Origin of the sequence: Gordonia marina (genome assembly GCF_052036135.1) — a bacterium.
Classification (GTDB): domain Bacteria; phylum Actinomycetota; class Actinomycetes; order Mycobacteriales; family Mycobacteriaceae; genus Gordonia.
In genome coordinates this window covers 34038-51477 of record NZ_JBPSDN010000018.1, presented here as the reverse complement: position 1 = coordinate 51477, position 17440 = coordinate 34038, and the positions used below count along the sequence as shown (strand labels likewise).

General features: G+C 69.0%; 12 protein-coding genes and 1 CRISPR repeat array. Of the genes, 10 read left to right on the top strand and 2 right to left on the bottom strand.

All coding sequences use genetic code 11. The annotated features are described in order from the left end of the window. Positions 1–4: 4 nt before the first annotated feature. On the bottom strand, positions 5–1138 hold the full coding sequence (locus ACSEEN_RS12920; RefSeq protein ID WP_440713405.1) for an NAD(P)H-dependent flavin oxidoreductase: 1134 nt from the start codon (positions 1136–1138) through the stop codon (positions 5–7). A 73-nt stretch (positions 1139–1211) separates the two neighbouring features. Between ACSEEN_RS12920 and ACSEEN_RS12915 the strand changes: the two genes are divergently transcribed. The 7 genes from ACSEEN_RS12915 (at position 1212) to ACSEEN_RS12885 (ending at position 13069) form a co-directional block, all read left to right on the top strand. Further along, positions 1212–2000: a crotonase/enoyl-CoA hydratase family protein gene (locus ACSEEN_RS12915; RefSeq protein WP_440713397.1), complete on the top strand. Its 789-nt coding sequence runs from the start codon at positions 1212–1214 to the stop codon at positions 1998–2000. Positions 2001–2442: 442 nt separating this feature from the next. Beyond that, the gene (locus tag ACSEEN_RS12910) at positions 2443–3084 is read left to right on the top strand and encodes a type I-E CRISPR-associated protein Cas6/Cse3/CasE (protein ID WP_440713396.1); all 642 of its coding nucleotides are present in this window, start codon (positions 2443–2445) and stop codon (positions 3082–3084) included. An 8-nt stretch (positions 3085–3092) separates the two neighbouring features. Then, positions 3093–4412, top strand: coding sequence for a type I-G CRISPR-associated protein Cas7 (locus tag ACSEEN_RS12905; protein WP_440713395.1), 1320 nt, complete (start codon positions 3093–3095; stop codon positions 4410–4412). Between the two features lie 2 nt (positions 4413–4414). Further along, positions 4415–5716, top strand: coding sequence for a type I-G CRISPR-associated protein Csb2 (gene csb2 / locus ACSEEN_RS12900; RefSeq protein ID WP_440713394.1), 1302 nt, complete (start codon positions 4415–4417; stop codon positions 5714–5716). Further along, a complete protein-coding gene (cas3g, locus tag ACSEEN_RS12895; RefSeq protein ID WP_440713393.1) occupies positions 5713–9390 on the top strand; it encodes a type I-G CRISPR-associated helicase/endonuclease Cas3g in 3678 nt (1225 codons plus the stop codon). Before csb2 ends, cas3g begins: the two co-directional genes overlap by 4 nt. Positions 9391–9431: 41 nt before the next feature. Further along, positions 9432–11714: direct repeats of the CRISPR family, unit length 28 nt; unit sequence GTCTTCCCCGCGCACGCGGGGGTCGTCC. Positions 11715–12089: 375 nt separating this feature from the next. After that, entirely contained in the window at positions 12090–12581 is a 492-nt protein-coding gene (locus ACSEEN_RS12890) for a hypothetical protein (protein WP_298441913.1), read from the top strand. A gap of 38 nt (positions 12582–12619) precedes the next feature. Beyond that, complete coding sequence (locus ACSEEN_RS12885) at positions 12620–13069, top strand: nitroreductase/quinone reductase family protein (RefSeq protein WP_298441915.1); 450 nt, start codon at positions 12620–12622, stop codon at positions 13067–13069. 4 nt (positions 13070–13073) lie between these two features. Here the strand turns inward: ACSEEN_RS12885 and ACSEEN_RS12880 are convergent, their stop codons facing one another. Further along, positions 13074–14006, bottom strand: coding sequence for an LLM class flavin-dependent oxidoreductase (locus ACSEEN_RS12880; protein ID WP_298441917.1), 933 nt, complete (start codon positions 14004–14006; stop codon positions 13074–13076). A 59-nt stretch (positions 14007–14065) separates the two neighbouring features. On the opposite strand from ACSEEN_RS12880, the gene ACSEEN_RS12875 reads away from it, so the two are divergent. From ACSEEN_RS12875 to ACSEEN_RS12865, 3 genes are read left to right on the top strand one after another with little or no spacing between them, the layout of a single operon-like run. Then, complete coding sequence (locus ACSEEN_RS12875; RefSeq protein ID WP_298441919.1) at positions 14066–15100, top strand: Zn-ribbon domain-containing OB-fold protein; 1035 nt, start codon at positions 14066–14068, stop codon at positions 15098–15100. Between the two features lie 12 nt (positions 15101–15112). Beyond that, positions 15113–16153 carry a thiolase family protein gene (locus tag ACSEEN_RS12870; protein WP_298441921.1) on the top strand — a complete coding sequence of 347 codons (1041 nt, stop codon included), beginning with the start codon at positions 15113–15115 and terminating at the stop codon, positions 16151–16153. Then, positions 16153–17322 carry a thiolase family protein gene (locus ACSEEN_RS12865; RefSeq protein WP_440713392.1) on the top strand — a complete coding sequence of 390 codons (1170 nt, stop codon included), beginning with the start codon at positions 16153–16155 and terminating at the stop codon, positions 17320–17322. Before ACSEEN_RS12870 ends, ACSEEN_RS12865 begins: the two co-directional genes overlap by 1 nt. The last annotated feature ends 118 nt before the right edge of the window (positions 17323–17440 follow it).

Below are 17440 nucleotides of genomic sequence, written 5' to 3'. Positions count from 1 at the left end.
AGGTTCAGCTCAGCGTCGCCCCGAGCCGTGCGACGGCCGATTCGTATTCGGCGACCAGGCCGTCGATCAACTGTGCCACCGGCACGATCTCGTTGCAGCGGCCGACGATCTGACCGGCCGGCATCGCGACCACCTCGGCGTCGTCGCTGGCCGAGATCCGGGCGTGCGCCTCGCCGACCAGGAGATTCTGCAGCGGCATCGGGAGCGGTTCGGGCGCCCCGGGCGCGTCCCACGCGTCGGTCCATCGGGTCTTGAGCAGACGCGCGGGTTTCCCCGAGTAGACACGACGGCGGACCGTGTCGCGCGAGGTGGCTTTGAGCAGGGCGCGCTGCACGGTCGACGGGCCGTCGCCGGTGCTGCCGAGCCGGTACTCCGCGGCGGTGAGCCAGGCGGTGCCCATCCAGACGCCCTGGGCGCCGAGCGCGATCGCGGCCGCCATCTGCCTGCCGCTGCCGACGCCCCCGGCCGCGAGGACCGGCGCGCGGTCGCCGACGGCGTCGACGATCTCCGGCCACAGCACCATGGAGGTCACCTCGCCGGTGTGCCCGCCGCCCTCGTAGCCCTGGGCGATGACGATGTCGACGCCCGCGTCGAGGTGATGCAGCGCGTGGTCGGCGGTGCCGGCCAGTGCCGCCACGGCGAGGCCGCTGTCGTGCGCCTGCGCGATCACGTCGTCCGGCGGGGAGCCGAGCGCGTTCGCGATGAGCTTGATCTGCCCGTACTTGCGGGTGTGCTCGATCGCGACGTCGACGTGCGACCGCGCCACCGAGTGCAGCCAGCCCAGAACGCCGGTGTTGACCCGGTCCTGGCCGGCGGGCAGCGGCGGGACCCCGAGGTCGTCGAGCGTGCGTTCCACGAAGGCCCGGTGCTCGGGCGGGATCAGCGAGTCGAGGTCGGTCTTGGAGCCCTCGGTCGGGATCTTCGCCGGCATCACGACGTCGACGCCGAACGGCTTGCCGTCGGTGTTCTCGTGCATCCATTCGAGGACCTCGTCGAGTTCGCCGGGATCGTTGAACCGGACACAGCCGAGGACGCCGAGGCCGCCGGCGCGACTGATCGCCGCCGCCACGTCCTGACTCGGTGTGAAGCCGAAGATCGGATAGTCGATGCCGAAGCGCTCGGCGAGGCCGGTGTGAATTCCCGTCATGCGTCAAAACTAGAACGTGTTACTGTTCTGCGGCAAGACCCGGCTGTGTTCTAGGAGGATCGCCATGTCCGAACCCGAGTGCCTCGTCGAGCAGCGCGGCCACGTCCTGATCGTGACCATGAATCGGCCGGAGGCGCGAAACGCCCTGTCCGGGGACATGATGGCGATCATGGAGGAGGCGTGGGACCGGGTCGATGACGACCCCGAGATCCGCGTCGCGATCCTCACCGGAGCCGGCGGCTATTTCTGCGCCGGGGCCGACCTGAAGGCGATGAACCGCTCCGCCCCCGGTGACGCGTTCGCCAAGGGCGGCTGGGACCTCACGCGTCTGCCCGCCCTGCTGAAGGGGCGGCGGCTGACCAAACCGCTGATCGCCGCGGTCGAGGGCCCGGCCATCGCGGGCGGCACGGAGATTCTGCAAGGTACGGATATCCGGGTGGCCGGCGAGAGTGCGAGGTTCGGGGTGTCCGAGGCGAGGTGGGGCCTGTTCCCGCTCGGCGGCAGCGCGGTCCGCCTGGTCCGGCAGATCCCCTACACCGTCGCCTGCGACATCCTCCTGACCGGCCGCCACATCACCGCGGCCGAGGCCAAGGAGTACGGGCTGATCGGGCATGTCGTGCCCGACGGCGCCGCGCTGGACAAAGCGCTGGCGATCGCCGACCAGATCGCCGCCAACGGCCCCCTCGCCGTCCAGGCCATCTTGAAGACGATCCGCGACTCGGAGGGCCTGCACGAGGAGGAGGCCTTCAAGATCGACGCCGAACTGGGCGCGAAGGTCTTCCAGTCCGCCGACGCGAAGATCGGCCCCCGGGCCTTCGCGAACAAGGAGAAGCCGGTTTTCACGGGCGAGTGAGCTACGCCCGCCGTGGATCAACTCATGGTTCTGATGCGATCCACCGGCGGCCACGAGCGTCGTACCAAAGCCACCGAAGGACCGACTGCTCAGCCACCGAGAATGCGCGAGCCGTGTCACGGATCGCAGCCGCGTCAGTGTCGAAGCCACCTCGGTGCGCCCAGAAATGCCCGACCACCGCCCGCTTGAACGCCGGGGTGCGTGGCCCGGACCGACGACTGTCCATCTCCACCTCCTAGTCACCTACGCATGCGCGTAGCGCGCCTGGCGCGCCTCCTGGAACGAAGCAGCTACAGGGCCGACCCCACGGGCATCGTGGGTCAAACCTAACTGTAGTTGTTTTTGTTACTGGTGGATGCTGATCTTCTAGATACCCGAAACCCGTCAACATGTCCGAGGCTAGGCATACGGTGAAGCGACCGGAACGAAGGGTAGAAGGAACGTGCCTCCAACGGATGTCCATGTCACACTGAGCGGCCCGCTCTTACGCTCGCTCGAGCGCGACCGGCAACTCGGTCACAGCCACGTCATGTCGACGGTCTCGTTGGAGCTCGGTCCGGCTCCCAGACACGAGGCAGGGGTCCTCTGGCACATCGACCGGGAAGGAGAGCGGCTCGTCGTCCGTTATCCGCAGGTACCGGCCGGGGCGACGAACCTCGGGGTGATCACCGAGATCCGTGAGGTCGTCGGCACCGGGCATCTCCGCATCGAGTTGGCGATGAACGTCCAGAAGACTCCGCCGACCAGGATTCCGCCAGACCTTCAGGCCGAGTTGAAAGCGGCGAGCGGCAAGGCGTTCCGCTCGAAGCTCGTCGTGGTTCCCGAACACGAACGACCCGGTTGGGCTGCGCGACGTCTCCTCCGATCGGCGGGATTCGCCGTCGACGCGGGCTCGCTCAGTATCTCCCCGAAGTACCGGGCGGACCTCGGACCACGACGCGGCGGCGCGATCCCCTACGTCGAGATCACCGCCACCGGTATCCCGGCCGATCAAGAGAAGTTCAACGCAGCCCTGGCCAACGGCATCGGCAAGGGCAAGAACTTCGGCCTCGGCCTCATCCAGACCTTCCCCATCGAGCACTAGGAGCGATCGTGTCCGACCTCTACGAGAACATCCGCGCCATCATCGACGACCCGCGCTCGGCCGCCCTGGTCACGGAGTCCGGGTACACCCCGGCGAGCGGCCCCGGCAAGCCGATTGCTCCACCCACGTACGCGGGCGACGAACCCGGCAAGTCCCGATTCGCGTACACCGACGCGGCTTTCATCCCGGTCGCCGATGAGCGAGGCTGGCACAGTCGCATCCGGCGAGATGAGCAAGGATCACCGGTCACGGCGCCGCAGGTCGTCGTGAATTCGACCCCCGCCGAGTCCGGCCGCGCCGAGGAAGCCGCGTGGATGTTCGAGCGGCGTATCGATCCCGAGTTCAGGTGGCCGGGAATCACCGTCACCAAGCCCGCACAGGCGATCATCAATGCGGCGATCGACGCCGCGATCACGAAGACCAAGGTTGGATCGGACACCGCCGAGCGGATCCGCGCCGAAGCACTCGATGTCTTCGACGAGTTCGAAGTCTCCACGTGGACCCTCGCTCATCGTCAGGCGGACGCCTGGATCAAGTACGCGAACGATCCCGGCGGCAAGCAGATCTGGCAGGGCGGCACGATCCGCGAACTGATCACCCGTGCCGGTGCGAGCGACGGCGACACGCTGTACTCGAACTTCGTCAACGCCGGCACGTTCGGGATGTGGCTGTCCTCCGGCGTCGCCCGCCGCCACCGGATTCCGCGCGCCTACAGCTCCGAGATCGTCGGTTTCGAGGCGCGGCCCATCCAGCGGGCCGCGACGAAGCTCGACGTCGCGGGAGGTGCGGCCAGGGAGACCGCACTCAACACCGTCGATGGTGAACTGGTCGAGGCGAAGGGGCACAAGCCCTCCGACATGGGGTTCGGCCCGGTGCCGACCTCGCCGCACGACGCGGCGTTCGCCTGCGGTTCGGTCCTACAGCAGGGATCCATCTCCCTGCCGGTGTTCCGCTCATTCCAGTTCGGCGACGATCGCGACCGCCGCAAGCAGTCCGCCGCGGCCGCGGTGTTCACCCTTCTCGCCATCACCGGCCATGAACTCGCCGCCGAAAGCGGCTTCCTCCGCTCCGAGTGCAACCTGGTCCGCGAATCCGCGCGCTGGGGGTGGCGCCGGGCTTCCGCCACCGGCGCCTCCGGCATCGAGGAGCTCGACGTTCCGGACGCCGATACCGCGGCGGCGGCCCTCCTCGCCGCGGTCGAGGCCGCGGCCGAGGTGGGGCTGCAATTCGCCGATCCCATCACGGTCCAGATGTCTCCGGTGCAGGCCGCCGTCGTCGCCGAGCGGGTGGCCCGGGAGACCGCCAAGTCGACCGGTTCCGACGAGTAGTCATGGTGCACATCCGCGTCGACTACCTGGCGCGACCACAGTTCCACGGCCTCGATGGCCACGGTCGTCAAGAATGGCCGCCCAGCCCGCTGCGCCTGCTCGGAGCACTGATCTCCGGAGCATTCGCCCGCACCGACCCGGCCGAGCGAACCGAGTCCCTGGCCGCGCTCGAACGTCTCGCCGTGACCGTGCCGCCGGTCATCCACGCGCCCGAGCGGGTCCGGCTGGATCATCCCGACACCTACACGGAGAAGTCCGCACCGGCCGGCGCCAAAGCCACCACGGGATCCCTGGAGGACTTCCTCGACCTCACCCACACCGGCATGTCCACGGCATCGAGGACGGCGAAGCCTGTCCGCGGCATCCTCCTGGCCGAGCCCACGATCATCTTCGATCTGGGATCGATCGGCGATGACGACATACAACCGCTGCGGAACGCGGCGGCGGCCGTCGGGTACTTCGGCCGGTCTCAGGACCATGCCGTGATCTCGGTGTGCGAAGGGTCGCCCGGCCCCGGCGCACTCAAGCACGTGTTCGATCCGCACCCGGACCCGAGCGGACCCCAGCGCGGCTGGACCAGCTCGTCGGTGGCCTGGTTCGAGGCCCGGCATCAGGCGATCATGACCAATCCCGGAAGCCCACTGCCGTCCGATGCGGGTGCCTTCACTCGACTCAAATACGCGGAACGCCGTTCGGACAGTCTCCAGACCTCGCGAGGTGCACCAGAACCGTCTCACGGAGAACTGTCCGCGGTGATGCTCAACCGCGGAGTCCGGCCCGGCGACATCCCCCGGCTGCTGCGGAAGATCGGTGAAGTCGCCGACACGACAGTCATCCCGCTGGTGAACTTCAACCAGCCGAAGAGTCAGTGCTACGGCTTCGCCGTTTCCGGGCCACTCGCCACACGCCTGGACACCGTCTCCCGGATCCGCGATCGGCTCGGGAGCCTCGCCTCCGATGAGACCGGCGCCGACAGCGCCCTCTTCCACCGGTACGCGGTGATGACGACCGGAGAGCACTGGATCACCGCGACGCCCATTCGGGCCTTCGGCCATCCCTTGATGCTGCAGCGAGCCTTATCCGAGGCGTTTGCAGGCGACGTACGCATCATGGAGCTGTCGACCGCGCCGCTCGACCGTTGGCAACAGCGGCTCCCGAATCTCGACCTCACCGACGGCCTGAGTCAGTGGTTCGTCCGATTCACCACCACCGAGAAGAATCCCGCCCCCACGATGGTCGGCGCATGCACCGAACTGGGTTTCGGTCTGTGCGTTCCGATCCCGCCCTCACGAGGTGACCGATGACGCCGTTTCCTTCGTTCGACGAGTTCTTCTCCGCCGTCACCGACCACGCACCGTTCGCCTGGCAGTCCCACCTGGCCGAGCGGGTCAGGGCCACCGGGCGATGGCCGAGCGCCATCGACGTGCCGACCGGGCTCGGCAAGACGTCGTGCATCCACATCGCCGTGTACGAACTCGCGCGTCAACTTCATACGAAGTGCCCGCGGACGGCCCCGCTCCGGATCTATCACGTGATCGACCGCAACAGCGTCGTGCTCCAATCCGCCGATGATGTGACTGTTCTCGCGAAGGCGCTCAACGATCGGGCCGACGGCGTGCTGAAACCCGTCGCGGCGGCGCTCGCGACTGCCCTCCCGCCGTTGCACCCGTCGGAGAAGCCCGGACACCAAGCGGTGAAACACCATGCGGCAGTGGCTCGCGCACGCTACGACGGCACGCTCCGGGTCGGTGATCCGCAACGCACCTTCGGCTGCATGATCACGTCGATGACCGCGCACCAGTTCATGTCCCGGATCCTGTTCCGGGGATTCGGCGTCGGCGCGAAGAACCGTTCGATCGACGCCGGCCTGACCGGGGTCGACAGTCTGGTCCTCTTCGATGAGCCGCATCTCAGTGAGCCGTCATTGTCCGCGCTCGCCGACATCACCCGGCTACAAGGACCGACGACGCGGATCGGCCTCCCCGGTCTGCAGGTCGTCACGCTCGGGGCGACGCGCCGGCCTCCCCGGAAAGACGAGCGCGCTCCAGATCCGAGCAGCGTCTTCGCGTACGAGCCCGGCGCCGGTCGAGCCAGCGCGGCCGAACGCCGGTTCAACGCGCGACGCGATATCACGCTGTCCATGGTGACCGGAAAAGGCGAGAGCACGTTCACCAAGCAGATCGTCAACCATGTACGTGACTACTGCGCGGACGAGCCCTCCGCATCGATCGGCGTCATCGTCAACACCGTGGCGATGGCGCAGAACGTTGCGGGCCGACTGCGCGAACTCGGGCTGCCTGCAGACCTCATCACCTCACGGGTGCGGCCGATCGACCGCGAAGCACGACTGCCCGAGCACGCGGGGAATCTCGCTCGCGTCACGGTGGCGACGCAGTGCATCGAAGTCGGCGTCGACCTGTCCTTCGATCACCTGATCACCGAGGCGTGTCCGATGCCGTCTTTCATCCAGCGGATCGGGCGGCTTAATCGCTTCGGTAGCCCGGACTCTCCGGGCACCGGGTTCTTGGTGACCGGGCAGACGAACAAGAAGGCTGTGGTTCGCGACGGAACAGCCGCGGTGTACGGCCCCGGCCCGGTGGTCGAAACCGTGGAGTATCTGGGAGAGGTCGCCCAGGATGGCGTGATCGACGCGTCGCTGCGTGCACAGCAGGAGTGGTCGGAGGATGTCCGGTTCTGGCCAGAAGGCGACCGGTGCGCCACCCTCACGGACGCGACCGTGAACGGCCTGACGATCACGAACCCGCCAGTGAGGCCGGACGTGTTGGTCGACGCTTTCATCCTCGGGCCGGACGCGCGGCCGAACACCGATGTCCGGGTGGCTTGGCGTGCCATCCTCGGCACCGACGAACTGGCCGACTGCCGACCTCTCAACGGCGAGTTCGTCAGTGTTCCGATCGGTGCGCTGCGCCCGATCCTCGAAGGGAGTCGACGGTCCGCTGTGGGCCTGTCGGACGCAGGCGGAAGTGTGCCCGAGGAGCAGGCCCCACAGTCCGGACCGATTCCCGACTACTACGTGCGCGTCGACGGATCATGGCTCCAATACGGATCTCTCGCGCCGGGGCGCGACGTCGTGATCGACGCCGACGCCGGCGGGTACACCCCGGACGGCTGGAACCCGTCGAGTAGATCGCCCGTCGACGATCTGTCGGCGGTCGGTGCGCTCGGCGAGGTCGCGCCACCACGGACTCTGGCATTTCCGCTCATTGAGGCGACCCTGCTGCCCGTCGTCGAGAGGGGCTGGATCAGTACGGATTTCGTCGCCTCGTTGCTCAGCCGGATCGAAGACACCGAGGAATTCGATCCCACTGAACGTGCGGCATTGAAGGCACTGATCAACGACGAACTCGACCGGTTCGATACGGACGGCCCCAAACGGGCACGCATTTCGGATGTCGTGCTGGAACAGAGCGGTCAGTTGTTGGCGCAGATCGCGGCAGCGACGAACAAGACGATCGACGGCAGGTCCCAGCTCCTCGACGACCACCTGGCGCAGGTTGGCGAGTGGGCCCGCGAAGATGCCACGGCGATCGGGCTACCCAAGCCCCTCGTCGACGATATCGCCACAGCAGGTCGCTTCCACGACATCGGCAAAGCGGCCGCGGTGTGGCAGCGCATCGCGAACCGGGGCCGAGTGCCGGATCAGCCAACGGCGAAGTACTCCTACCGTGTTCCGGCGGGGCGCTGGATTTCGGTCGCTCGCAGTCTCGGTTTTCCACTCGGCTGGCGGCATGAGTCACTGAGTTACCTACTCGGCGTCCTGTACGGCCTTTCACCGCTGGCCTGCCATCTGATCGGCAGCCACCACGGTTGGTTCCGGCCGTTCGTTCGGCCCGCAGACGGGCCTGGCGATCTGCTTACCGACGCCGAGAAACAGTCACAACTTCTCGGCGCGGACTACTCCGACACGTTTGCGGCACTGAACTCGGAGTTCGGGCCTTGGGGCCTGGCGTACCTGGAAGCTGTTCTGCGACTGTCCGATTGGCGGGCTTCGGAATACCCGGCGAAGCAGAGCACCTCGGCCGAGCCCGTGCAGGCCACTCAGTCGATGTCGACGGAGCAAGCACCCGTATCCGGCGAGCCTTACCGGAACGAGATCGAGTTGACCGGGCTGACGTCGACGCCGACGGCCGGCTGGTTCTCCGTCCTGGGATTGCTCGGTGCCGCCGAGCGGCGCGGGATCCGGGCAGCGGTCTGCTGGCGGCCGGTGGGTGGGGCCGACGATCGTCCGTCGCTTCCTGTGCTCCGGCTCGACGCCGAGCTGGCCGATCTCGTCGCGGATATCTGGTCGGGCGATTGGTTCTGGTCGGCGGACAAACTCGTCCGCGGACATCTTGACCAGGCCCTGTTCGTCAAGTCGCACAAGATCGCCGATCCGAGCGAGGTCGGCGACCTCCTGCGCGAGGCGGACGCGAGTACCAGTCTGGTCACCGGCGTCATCAACGACACGGTGAGCGCCGTCCCAAAGTTCGAGCTGGCGATCCCGGCGATCGCAAACAACTCGTCGTTCGGGCCGATCACGCGCCGAGTCCTCGAATTTCCGTCGGCCGACGGCTTCGCCGCACTGACGGACACCTCCGCCGGCTACATCGACGAGAACTTCGACGGCGGTTTCGACCGCCCCACTGCGATCCAGCCGCTGGTCAACGGCATCGGCGAACACGGGAAACGGCAGAGCCGCGGTTTCCTGGCGCCGTTCATCCTCAACGGATTCGCCGCACTGGGCATGCCGCCCGCCGGCGGCCACGGTGTTTCCCGCAGAACCCTGACGCTGCCGTTGCCGGGCCGATTCACCACTCTCGCCGCACTGCGCACCCTCACCCGTCTCGGCGCCCAACCTCGGTGGGCCTGGTCCGCGATCGACTGCGAATGGATCCTTCACGGCCAGATCATTCAGCCCACGAAGTACGAGAAGTGCTGGAACGTCGAATACGCCCGGCGCCCGGAACGGAACTCATAGCGGAACGACTGGTGTCGCCGCATTCGGCCAGGTCAAGAAGTGTCTTCCCCGCGCACGCGGGGGTCGTCCGAGACACCGCAGCATGACCCCGACACCGGCCGAGTCTTCCCCGCGCACGCGGGGGTCGTCCCGCGAGCTTCCGGGACCGGCCGATAGCCGCTATGTCTTCCCCGCGCACGCGGGGGTCGTCCACGCGCGCCCATCTGCCCCTGCGGCGGCAGGTCTTCCCCGCGCACGCGGGGGTCGTCCGTCGTGTACGAGACGACGATGCGGGAGACGACCGTCTTCCCCGCGCACGCGGGGGTCGTCCGGCCGAACCGAAGCATTCGACCTCGCCCGCCGCGTCTTCCCCGCGCACGCGGGGGTCGTCCTGGCGAACATGGCTGGGAAGAAATCAGAGCTGGGTCTTCCCCGCGCACGCGGGGGTCGTCCCTCGGCCCCGGTTTCGACGCGTGGGGCGAGGACGTCTTCCCCGCGCACGCGGGGGTCGTCCCGTACCGGCACCTTCCGGCGGAAGCTGTATCTGGGTCTTCCCCGCGCACGCGGGGGTCGTCCCCCGGCCCTGCGCTTCGACCGCATCGTCATCAGGTCTTCCCCGCGCACGCGGGGGTCGTCCCTGACCCTTGATCGTCTTCCACATCGACGTCGCGTCTTCCCCGCGCACGCGGGGGTCGTCCCACGCTCAGCACGAACTTGCGCGCCTCCGAGTTGTCTTCCCCGCGCACGCGGGGGTCGTCCCCCCTGGCCGCGCAGTCGTTCCAGCACCGACAGGTCTTCCCCGCGCACGCGGGGGTCGTCCTGCCTGCTGATTCCAGTCGATCTTCATCCGTTGGTCTTCCCCGCGCACGCGGGGGTCGTCCCTCCTCGCGCGCAAGGCTCGGCTTGGCCACTCGGTCTTCCCGCGCACGCGGGGGTCGTCCCGTGACGACCAGCAGCCGCTGGCCCTTCGCGTCGTCTTCCCCGGGCACGCGGGGGTCGTCCCTCAGGGAGCGCTCGGAGACAGCACGACCCCGAGTCTTCCCCGCGCACGCGGGGTCGTCCCCGGGCCGGCGCGCCGTGGTACATCAGCTGCGCGTCTTCCCAGCGCACGCGGGGGTCGTCCATGGGACTGCGCCAGGATATTGACGATGCAATTGTCTTCCCCGCGCACGCGGGGGTCGTCCCACCTTTCGCGACTCATCTGGCTCGTCGTCCTTGTCTTCCCCGCGCACGCGGGGGTCGTCCCCCGCCCTGACCGTCGACTACCAGCGGGGCGCGGTCTTCCCCGCGCACGCGGGGGTCGTCCTTCGGGCAGGATGAGGACCTTGGGTGTCCGCTCGTCTTCCCCGCGCACGCGGGGGTCGTCCCGCTTCGAGGCCGTCGACCATGCGCTGCGGCAGGTCTTCCCCGCGCACGCGGGGGTCGTCCTAGCCGGAGCCACCACCGGCCCCAACATCAAAGGTCTTCCCCGCGCACGCGGGGGTCGTCCCGTGCCGGGGCTGCCGTCGGACCAGACCGGTACGTCTTCCCCGCGCACGCGGGGGTCGTCCGGCCCGTGAACAGATGTGGGAGATGATGGACGCGTCCTCCCCGCGCACGCGGGGGTCGTCCCCTCGCGCGGGCCGCGCACCGCCGTCACCACCGGTCCTCCCCGCGCACGCGGAGGTCGTCCGGTTCTCTACCGGCGGTCGGCGGTCGATCAGTGGTCTTCCCCGCGCACGCGGGGGTCGTCCCGGGTCGACGTTCCTCGTCGGAGAGAAAGTCACGTCTTCCCCGCGCACGCGGGGGTCGTCCCAAGCTGGTCCTGGGCGCCTACCACAACGCTGAGTCTTCCCCGCGCACGCGGGGGTCGTCCTGGGGATGAGCGTAAAGGCAGAGTGAACGCTAGGTCTTCCCCGCGCACGCGGGGGTCGTCCCACGGCGGCGTAGTCGGGGTTGACCATGGTGCGGTCTTCCCCGCGCACGCGGGGGTCGTCCCTATCCGCTGTTGCAGGCCCGGCGCCGCGGCGAGTCTTCCCCGCGCACGCGGGGGTCGTCCCGGGACGCCCTGGTACAGGGCGTTCCAGTCTCGGTCTTCCCCGCGCACGCGGGGGGTCGTCCCGCGTCATCGCCGTACGCCCAGTCATAGAACCGCGTCTTCCCCGCGCACGCGGGGGTCGTCCCGTGATCGAGCGGTCGCCGTCGGATTCGTCGCCGTCTTCCCGGCGCACGCGGGAGTCGTCCCTCATGCTGAAAGTTGCGGATGATGTGGGGCTCGTCTTCCCCGCGCACGCGGGGGTCGTCCCCATTTCGAGTTCGTCCCGGTCCAGCGGAGCGTGTCTTCTCCGCGCACGCGGGGGTCGTCCCATCGCCGCCCACACGTCGGCGGTGGCCTGCGCGTCCGCCCCGCGCACGCGGGGCGGGCGCGGCGATCCGGGCAGCCCGGTCCGGATAGTGCCAAGCCGGGGTTCGCAGTGAGCACTGAATCGGCATTCTGGCGGCCAGCACGACTAGCACCCGAGCACCAGCAACCACGCACGTCGAATCACCCCGACGGCATTCGCCTCCGACACGCACGATTCGCCGCGTCGGCGCAATCGGCGGACCGCCATCGAGATGAGCCCCGCCTGAGACACATCCCCGAATGCGTCCCATTCCTCCGATCCGACTAACACCTACCACGACCAAACCGACATACGAGACAGGACGCACCCGCGACACCGCACTCAAGGAGGAGTCTCATGTCGGACCGATCAACTCGCCGCCTGCCCGCTCGGACCCGGATCGCGGCAGCCGCGGTGGCAACAGCCGCGGCCGCGGCAGCACTCGTCGCCGGGACCGGGACGGCCGAGGCGGCCACCAAGGAGTATCCGCTCCACGACTGCATCAACGTCAGCCCGAACATCGTCGACATGCCGTACATGCCCTCGCGCGTGATCATCTCCGAGTACGCGGGCACCACCTACATGCAGGTCGACTACAGCAGCCTCTGGATCGGCGTCGGGTACGACTCGGTCGCCCGACTCGACTGGCACAACCTCAAGACCAACAAGCGCGGCACCCTGGTCGACCACAGCGTGGTCCGCCCACCCAACACGGGCGTCCACAACTTCACCATCAAGCGCAGCACGTTCGGCCCGGGCAAGGTCAACGTCACGCTGAGCACCGTGAACCGCAACGCCCTCTGGGCGATCCCCGCGCGCAGTTGCAGCGGCACCGTCGTCGCGCCGTGAGACTGGACCCCGGGGCGGCCCGCCGATAGCGTCGGGGCATGCGTAAGCCCGACCGACTCGTCGCCGCCGGTGCCTGGCTACTGGAGAACGGACACCGCACTCTCCTGGCCCTCACCGGCGGCCGCTTCCCGAAAACCGTCGCCGGAATGCTCCCGATCGAGTTGCACACGGTCGGCCGCAAGTCGGGCAAGCTGTACTCCACCCTGCTGACGTCGCCGGTACAGGACGCCGACCGGATCGTGGTCGTCGCCTCCAAGGGCGGGCACAGCGACCACCCCGACTGGTACAAGAACGCGATCGCGACGCCGGACATCACGGTGACGGTCGACGGCACGACCCGAGCGATGCACGCCCGCACCGCCACGCCGGCCGAGCGGGCCGAGCTGTGGCCCCGCGCCGTCAAGGCCTACCGCAGCTACGAGGGCTACCAGCGCAACACCGACCGCGAGATCCCACTCCTGATCCTGGAGCCGCGGCCGGCGGACTGACGCCTCACAGCAGAGCCCCCAGTTCGGCGATCGTGCCGGCGTCGCGCGCGGTGACCATCAGGGTCGTCACCCCCGCCGACGACCAGTCCGCCAACTGCGCTCGCACCTCCTCGGCCGTGCCCACCAGCATCGTCTCGCGCACCATCTCGTCGGGCACCGCCGCGACGGCCTCCGCCTTGCGGCCGGACAGGAACAGCCGCGTCACGTCGTCGACGACGGCGCCGTACCCCATCCGCCGGTACAGATCGGCGTGGAAGTTGCGCTCCTTCGCACCCATGCCACCCACGTACAGCGCCGTCGACGGCCGGTAGCGATCGAGGGCGGCGGGCACATCGTCGGTGACGACGCACTGCGCGGTCGCCGCGATCTCGAAGTCGTCCCGCGCACGGCGCGCCCCCGGCCGCGCAAAACCCTCGTCGAGCCACTCGCCGAACATCGGCGCCATCCGCGGCGAGAAGAAGATCGCGAGCCAGCCGTCGGCGATCTCCGCGGTCTGCGCGACGTTCCGCGGCCCCTCCGCCCCGAGCCAGATCGGGATGTCCGCCCCCTCCCGGGCCAGCACCTCGCGCACGACCCGCACGTACTCCCGGGTCCGCGCCAACGGCCGGGCGAACGACTGCCCGTACCACCCCTCGACCACCTGCGGCCCGGAGACGCCGAGGCCGATGATGTGCCGTCCGCCGGTCAGCCGGTCGAGGGTCAGCGCGGCCGTCGCCAACGACTCCGCCGGTCGCGCCGACAACTGGGCGACGGCGGTGCCCAGCCGCACGGTCGACGTCGCCGCACCCCACCACGCCAGCGGCGTGTAGGCGTCGCTCCCCCACGACTCGGCGGTGAACACCGCATCGAAACCGGCCTCCTCGGCCGCACGGATCAGCTCCGGTGCACCGGCGATCGGTCCCGCGCCCCAATAGCCCAGTTGCAGACCCAGTTTCATCGACATCCTCCACCGCACAATGGTTGCGCCCAATACTAGAACCTGTTCTACTTTTCAGTGTGACCATCAGCCCAGAAGTCGAGGTTCCCGTACCGGAGACGGCGATCCTGGAAGCCGATCTCGCCATCTCGTTCGACTACACGCGCTCACTCGGACCCGTACTCTCGCCGTTCGCGCTGGCCCTGCGCGACGGCCGGATCCTCGGCGGCCGCACCAGCGACGGCCGAGTCCTGGTGCCGCCCGTCGAGTTCGACCCGGTGACCGGCGCACCGACCACCGAACTGATCGAGGTGTCCACCGACGGCACCGTGACGACCTGGTCGTGGCAGCCCGAACCCCTTGCCGGACAACCGCTCTCACAGCCCTTCGCCTGGGCCCTGATCCGGCTCGACGGTGCCGACAGCGCACTGTTGCACGCCGTCGCGGTCGACGGCCCGGAGCAGATGTCGACCGGCATGCGGGTACGCGCCACTTGGCGAGCCGCCCGGACCGGGCGCATCGACGACATCGAGTGCTTCGTCCCCTTCGACGGAGCTCAGGGGGCGGACGACGGAGCTCAGGGGGCGGACGACGAAACCCGCACCACCGAGATCATCCATCCCGCCGCGGACGACAGCGAGCTCGTCACCCTCACCACCCCGGTCGCCCTGAACATCCGGCACTCGGCCACCGAGGAGGAGTCCTGGTACCTCGACGGGCTCAAGAACGGCCGGCTCATCGGCGGCCGAGTCGCCACCGGCGAGGTGTACTTCCCACCCCGCCAGGCCAGCCCCGCGGACGGGTCGCGCACGGCGTCGCGCGTGGAACTCCCGGACACCGGCATCATCACGACCTTCTGCATCGTCAACGTACCGTTCCTCGGTCAGCAGATCACCCCGCCCTACGTGGCGGCCTACGTGCTGCTCGACGGCGCCGACATCCCGTTCCTGCACCTGATCCTCGACTGCCCGGCCGATGAGGTCCGCATGGGCATGCGCGTGCGGGCCGTCTGGCGGCCCGAAGACGAGTGGGGCCACACGCTCCGCAACATCAGCCACTTCGCGCCGACCGGCGAGCCGGACGCCCCGTTCGAGTCGTACCGGAACCACCTGTAGAGAGAACGCACCATGACACAGTCGCCACCGCGCGTCGCCATCGTGGGCTTCGCCCACAGCCGCAACGTCCCGGCCACCACCGGCACCACCAACGGCGTCGAGATGCTGATCCCCTGCTTCGACCGCCTCTACAACCAACTCGGCATCACGCGCTCCGACATCGGGTTCTGGTGCAGCGGATCGTCGGATTACCTTGCCGGACGGGCCTTTTCCTTCATCTCCGCGATCGACGCGATCGGCGCCGTGCCACCGATCAACGAGTCGCACGTCGAGATGGACGGGGCCTGGGCGCTCTACGAGGCCTGGGTCAAGATCCTCACCGGCGAGGTCGACGTGGCCCTCGCCTACGGGTTCGGCAAGGCCTCCGCGGGCAACGCCGACGCCACTCTCGCCCTGCAGACCGACCCGTACACCGTCGCCCCGCTCCTGCCCGACGCCCGTTCCCTCGCCGGGCTGCAGGCCCGCGCCGGACTCGACGCCGGCGCATGGACCGAGCGCGACATGGCCGAGGTCGCCGCACGTACCACGGGCGACGACCCCGACGACCTGCTCGCCGCCGACTACGTCGCCGATCCCCTGCGCGCGCACGACATCGCCCCATACGCCGACGCCGCCGCCGCGGTCGTGATCGCCACTGAGGAACGCGCCCGGGAACTCACCGAGAACCCTGCCTTCGTCACCGGGTGGGATCACCGGATCGACTCGCCGAATTTCGGCGCCCGCGATCTGACCGAATCCCCGTCGACCGTCCTCGCCGGCGACACCGCGTTCGGGTCGCGTAGCCGCATGGTCGACGTCGCCGAGCTCCAGGCGCCGTACACGCACCAGGAACTGATCCTCCGGAAGGCTCTCCGGCTGCCGGACACCACACGCATCAATCCGTCGGGTGGCGCTCTGACCGGCAACGCCCTGTTCTCCGGCGGACTCCAGCGGATCGGCTACGCCGCCCACGCGATCCTCACCCGGCAAGCGGGCACCGCGGTGGCCCACGCGACCAGCGGACCGCTGCTCCAACAGAACATGGTCGTGACCCTCGCCGGAGGTGAGAACTGATGGGCCGCAACAGATCCGCGGTGCTCGGTACCGGGCAGACAAAGTACGTCGCCAAGCGCACCGATGTCACGATGGCCGGGATGGTCCGCGAGGCGATCGACCGTGCTCTCGCCGACGCCCAGGTGGAGATGGCCGAGATCGACGCCATCGTGATCGGCAAGGCGCCCGATCTCTTCGAGGGATCGATGATGCCGGAGCTCGCGATGGCCGAAGCGATCGGCGCGGTGGGCAAGCGGCTGATCCGTGTCCACACGGCCGGATCGGTCGGCGGCTCCACCGCAATCGTCGGTTCGTCGCTGGTGTCGTCCGGGGTGCACCGCCGGGTGCTCGCGGTCGCCTGGGAGAAGCAGTCCGAGTCCAACGCCATGTGGGCGCTCTCGATCCCGGTCCCGTTCACCATGCCCGTCGGCGCGGGTGCGGGCGGCTACTTCGCCCCGCACGTCCGCGCCTACATCCACAACTCCGGGGCCCCCGCCCACATCGGCGCGATGGTCGCCGCCAAGGACCGCCGCAACGGCGCCCGCAATCCCCTCGCCCACCTCCACCAGCCCGACCAGACGGTCGAGAAGGTGATGAGCTCGCAGATGCTGTGGGATCCGATCCGCTTCGACGAGACGTGCCCGTCGTCCGACGGCGCCTGCGCGGTGGTGATCGGCGACGAGGCCGCGGCCGACGCGGCGGTCGCCGACGGCCGGCCGGTGGCCTGGATTCATGCGACGGCGATGCGCACCGAGCCGCTCGCCTACAGCCACCGCAATGTCGTCAGCCCGCAGGCCGGGCGCGACGCCGCCGCGGCGCTCTGGCGCGACGCCGGGATCACCGATCCGCTCACCGAGGTCGACGCCGCCGAGATCTACGTGCCCTTCTCCTGGTTCGAGCCGATGTGGCTGGAGAACCTGGGCTTCGCGAAGCAGCACGAGGGTTGGAAACTCACCGAGGCCGGGGAGACGGAGATCGGCGGAAAGCTCCCGGTCAACGCCTCCGGCGGGGTGCTCAGCTCCAATCCGATCGGCGCCTCCGGGATGATCCGCTGCGCCGAGGCCGCCATCCAGGTGATGGGCAAAGCCGGCGACCACCAGGTCGCGGGCGCCCGCAAGGCCCTCGGCCACGCCTACGGCGGCGGTTCGCAGTACTTCTCGATGTGGCTCGTCGGAGCGGACCGGCCGTAGCTCGAGGTGCGGTTTCGAGACGCCCCCAGGGGCCTCGAAGCTCCCCAGCCGGCGGGCACGAGTCCGGTCGTGCAACCCGACCGAAGGAACCTCGGCGGGCGGACACCGGGCCGGACGG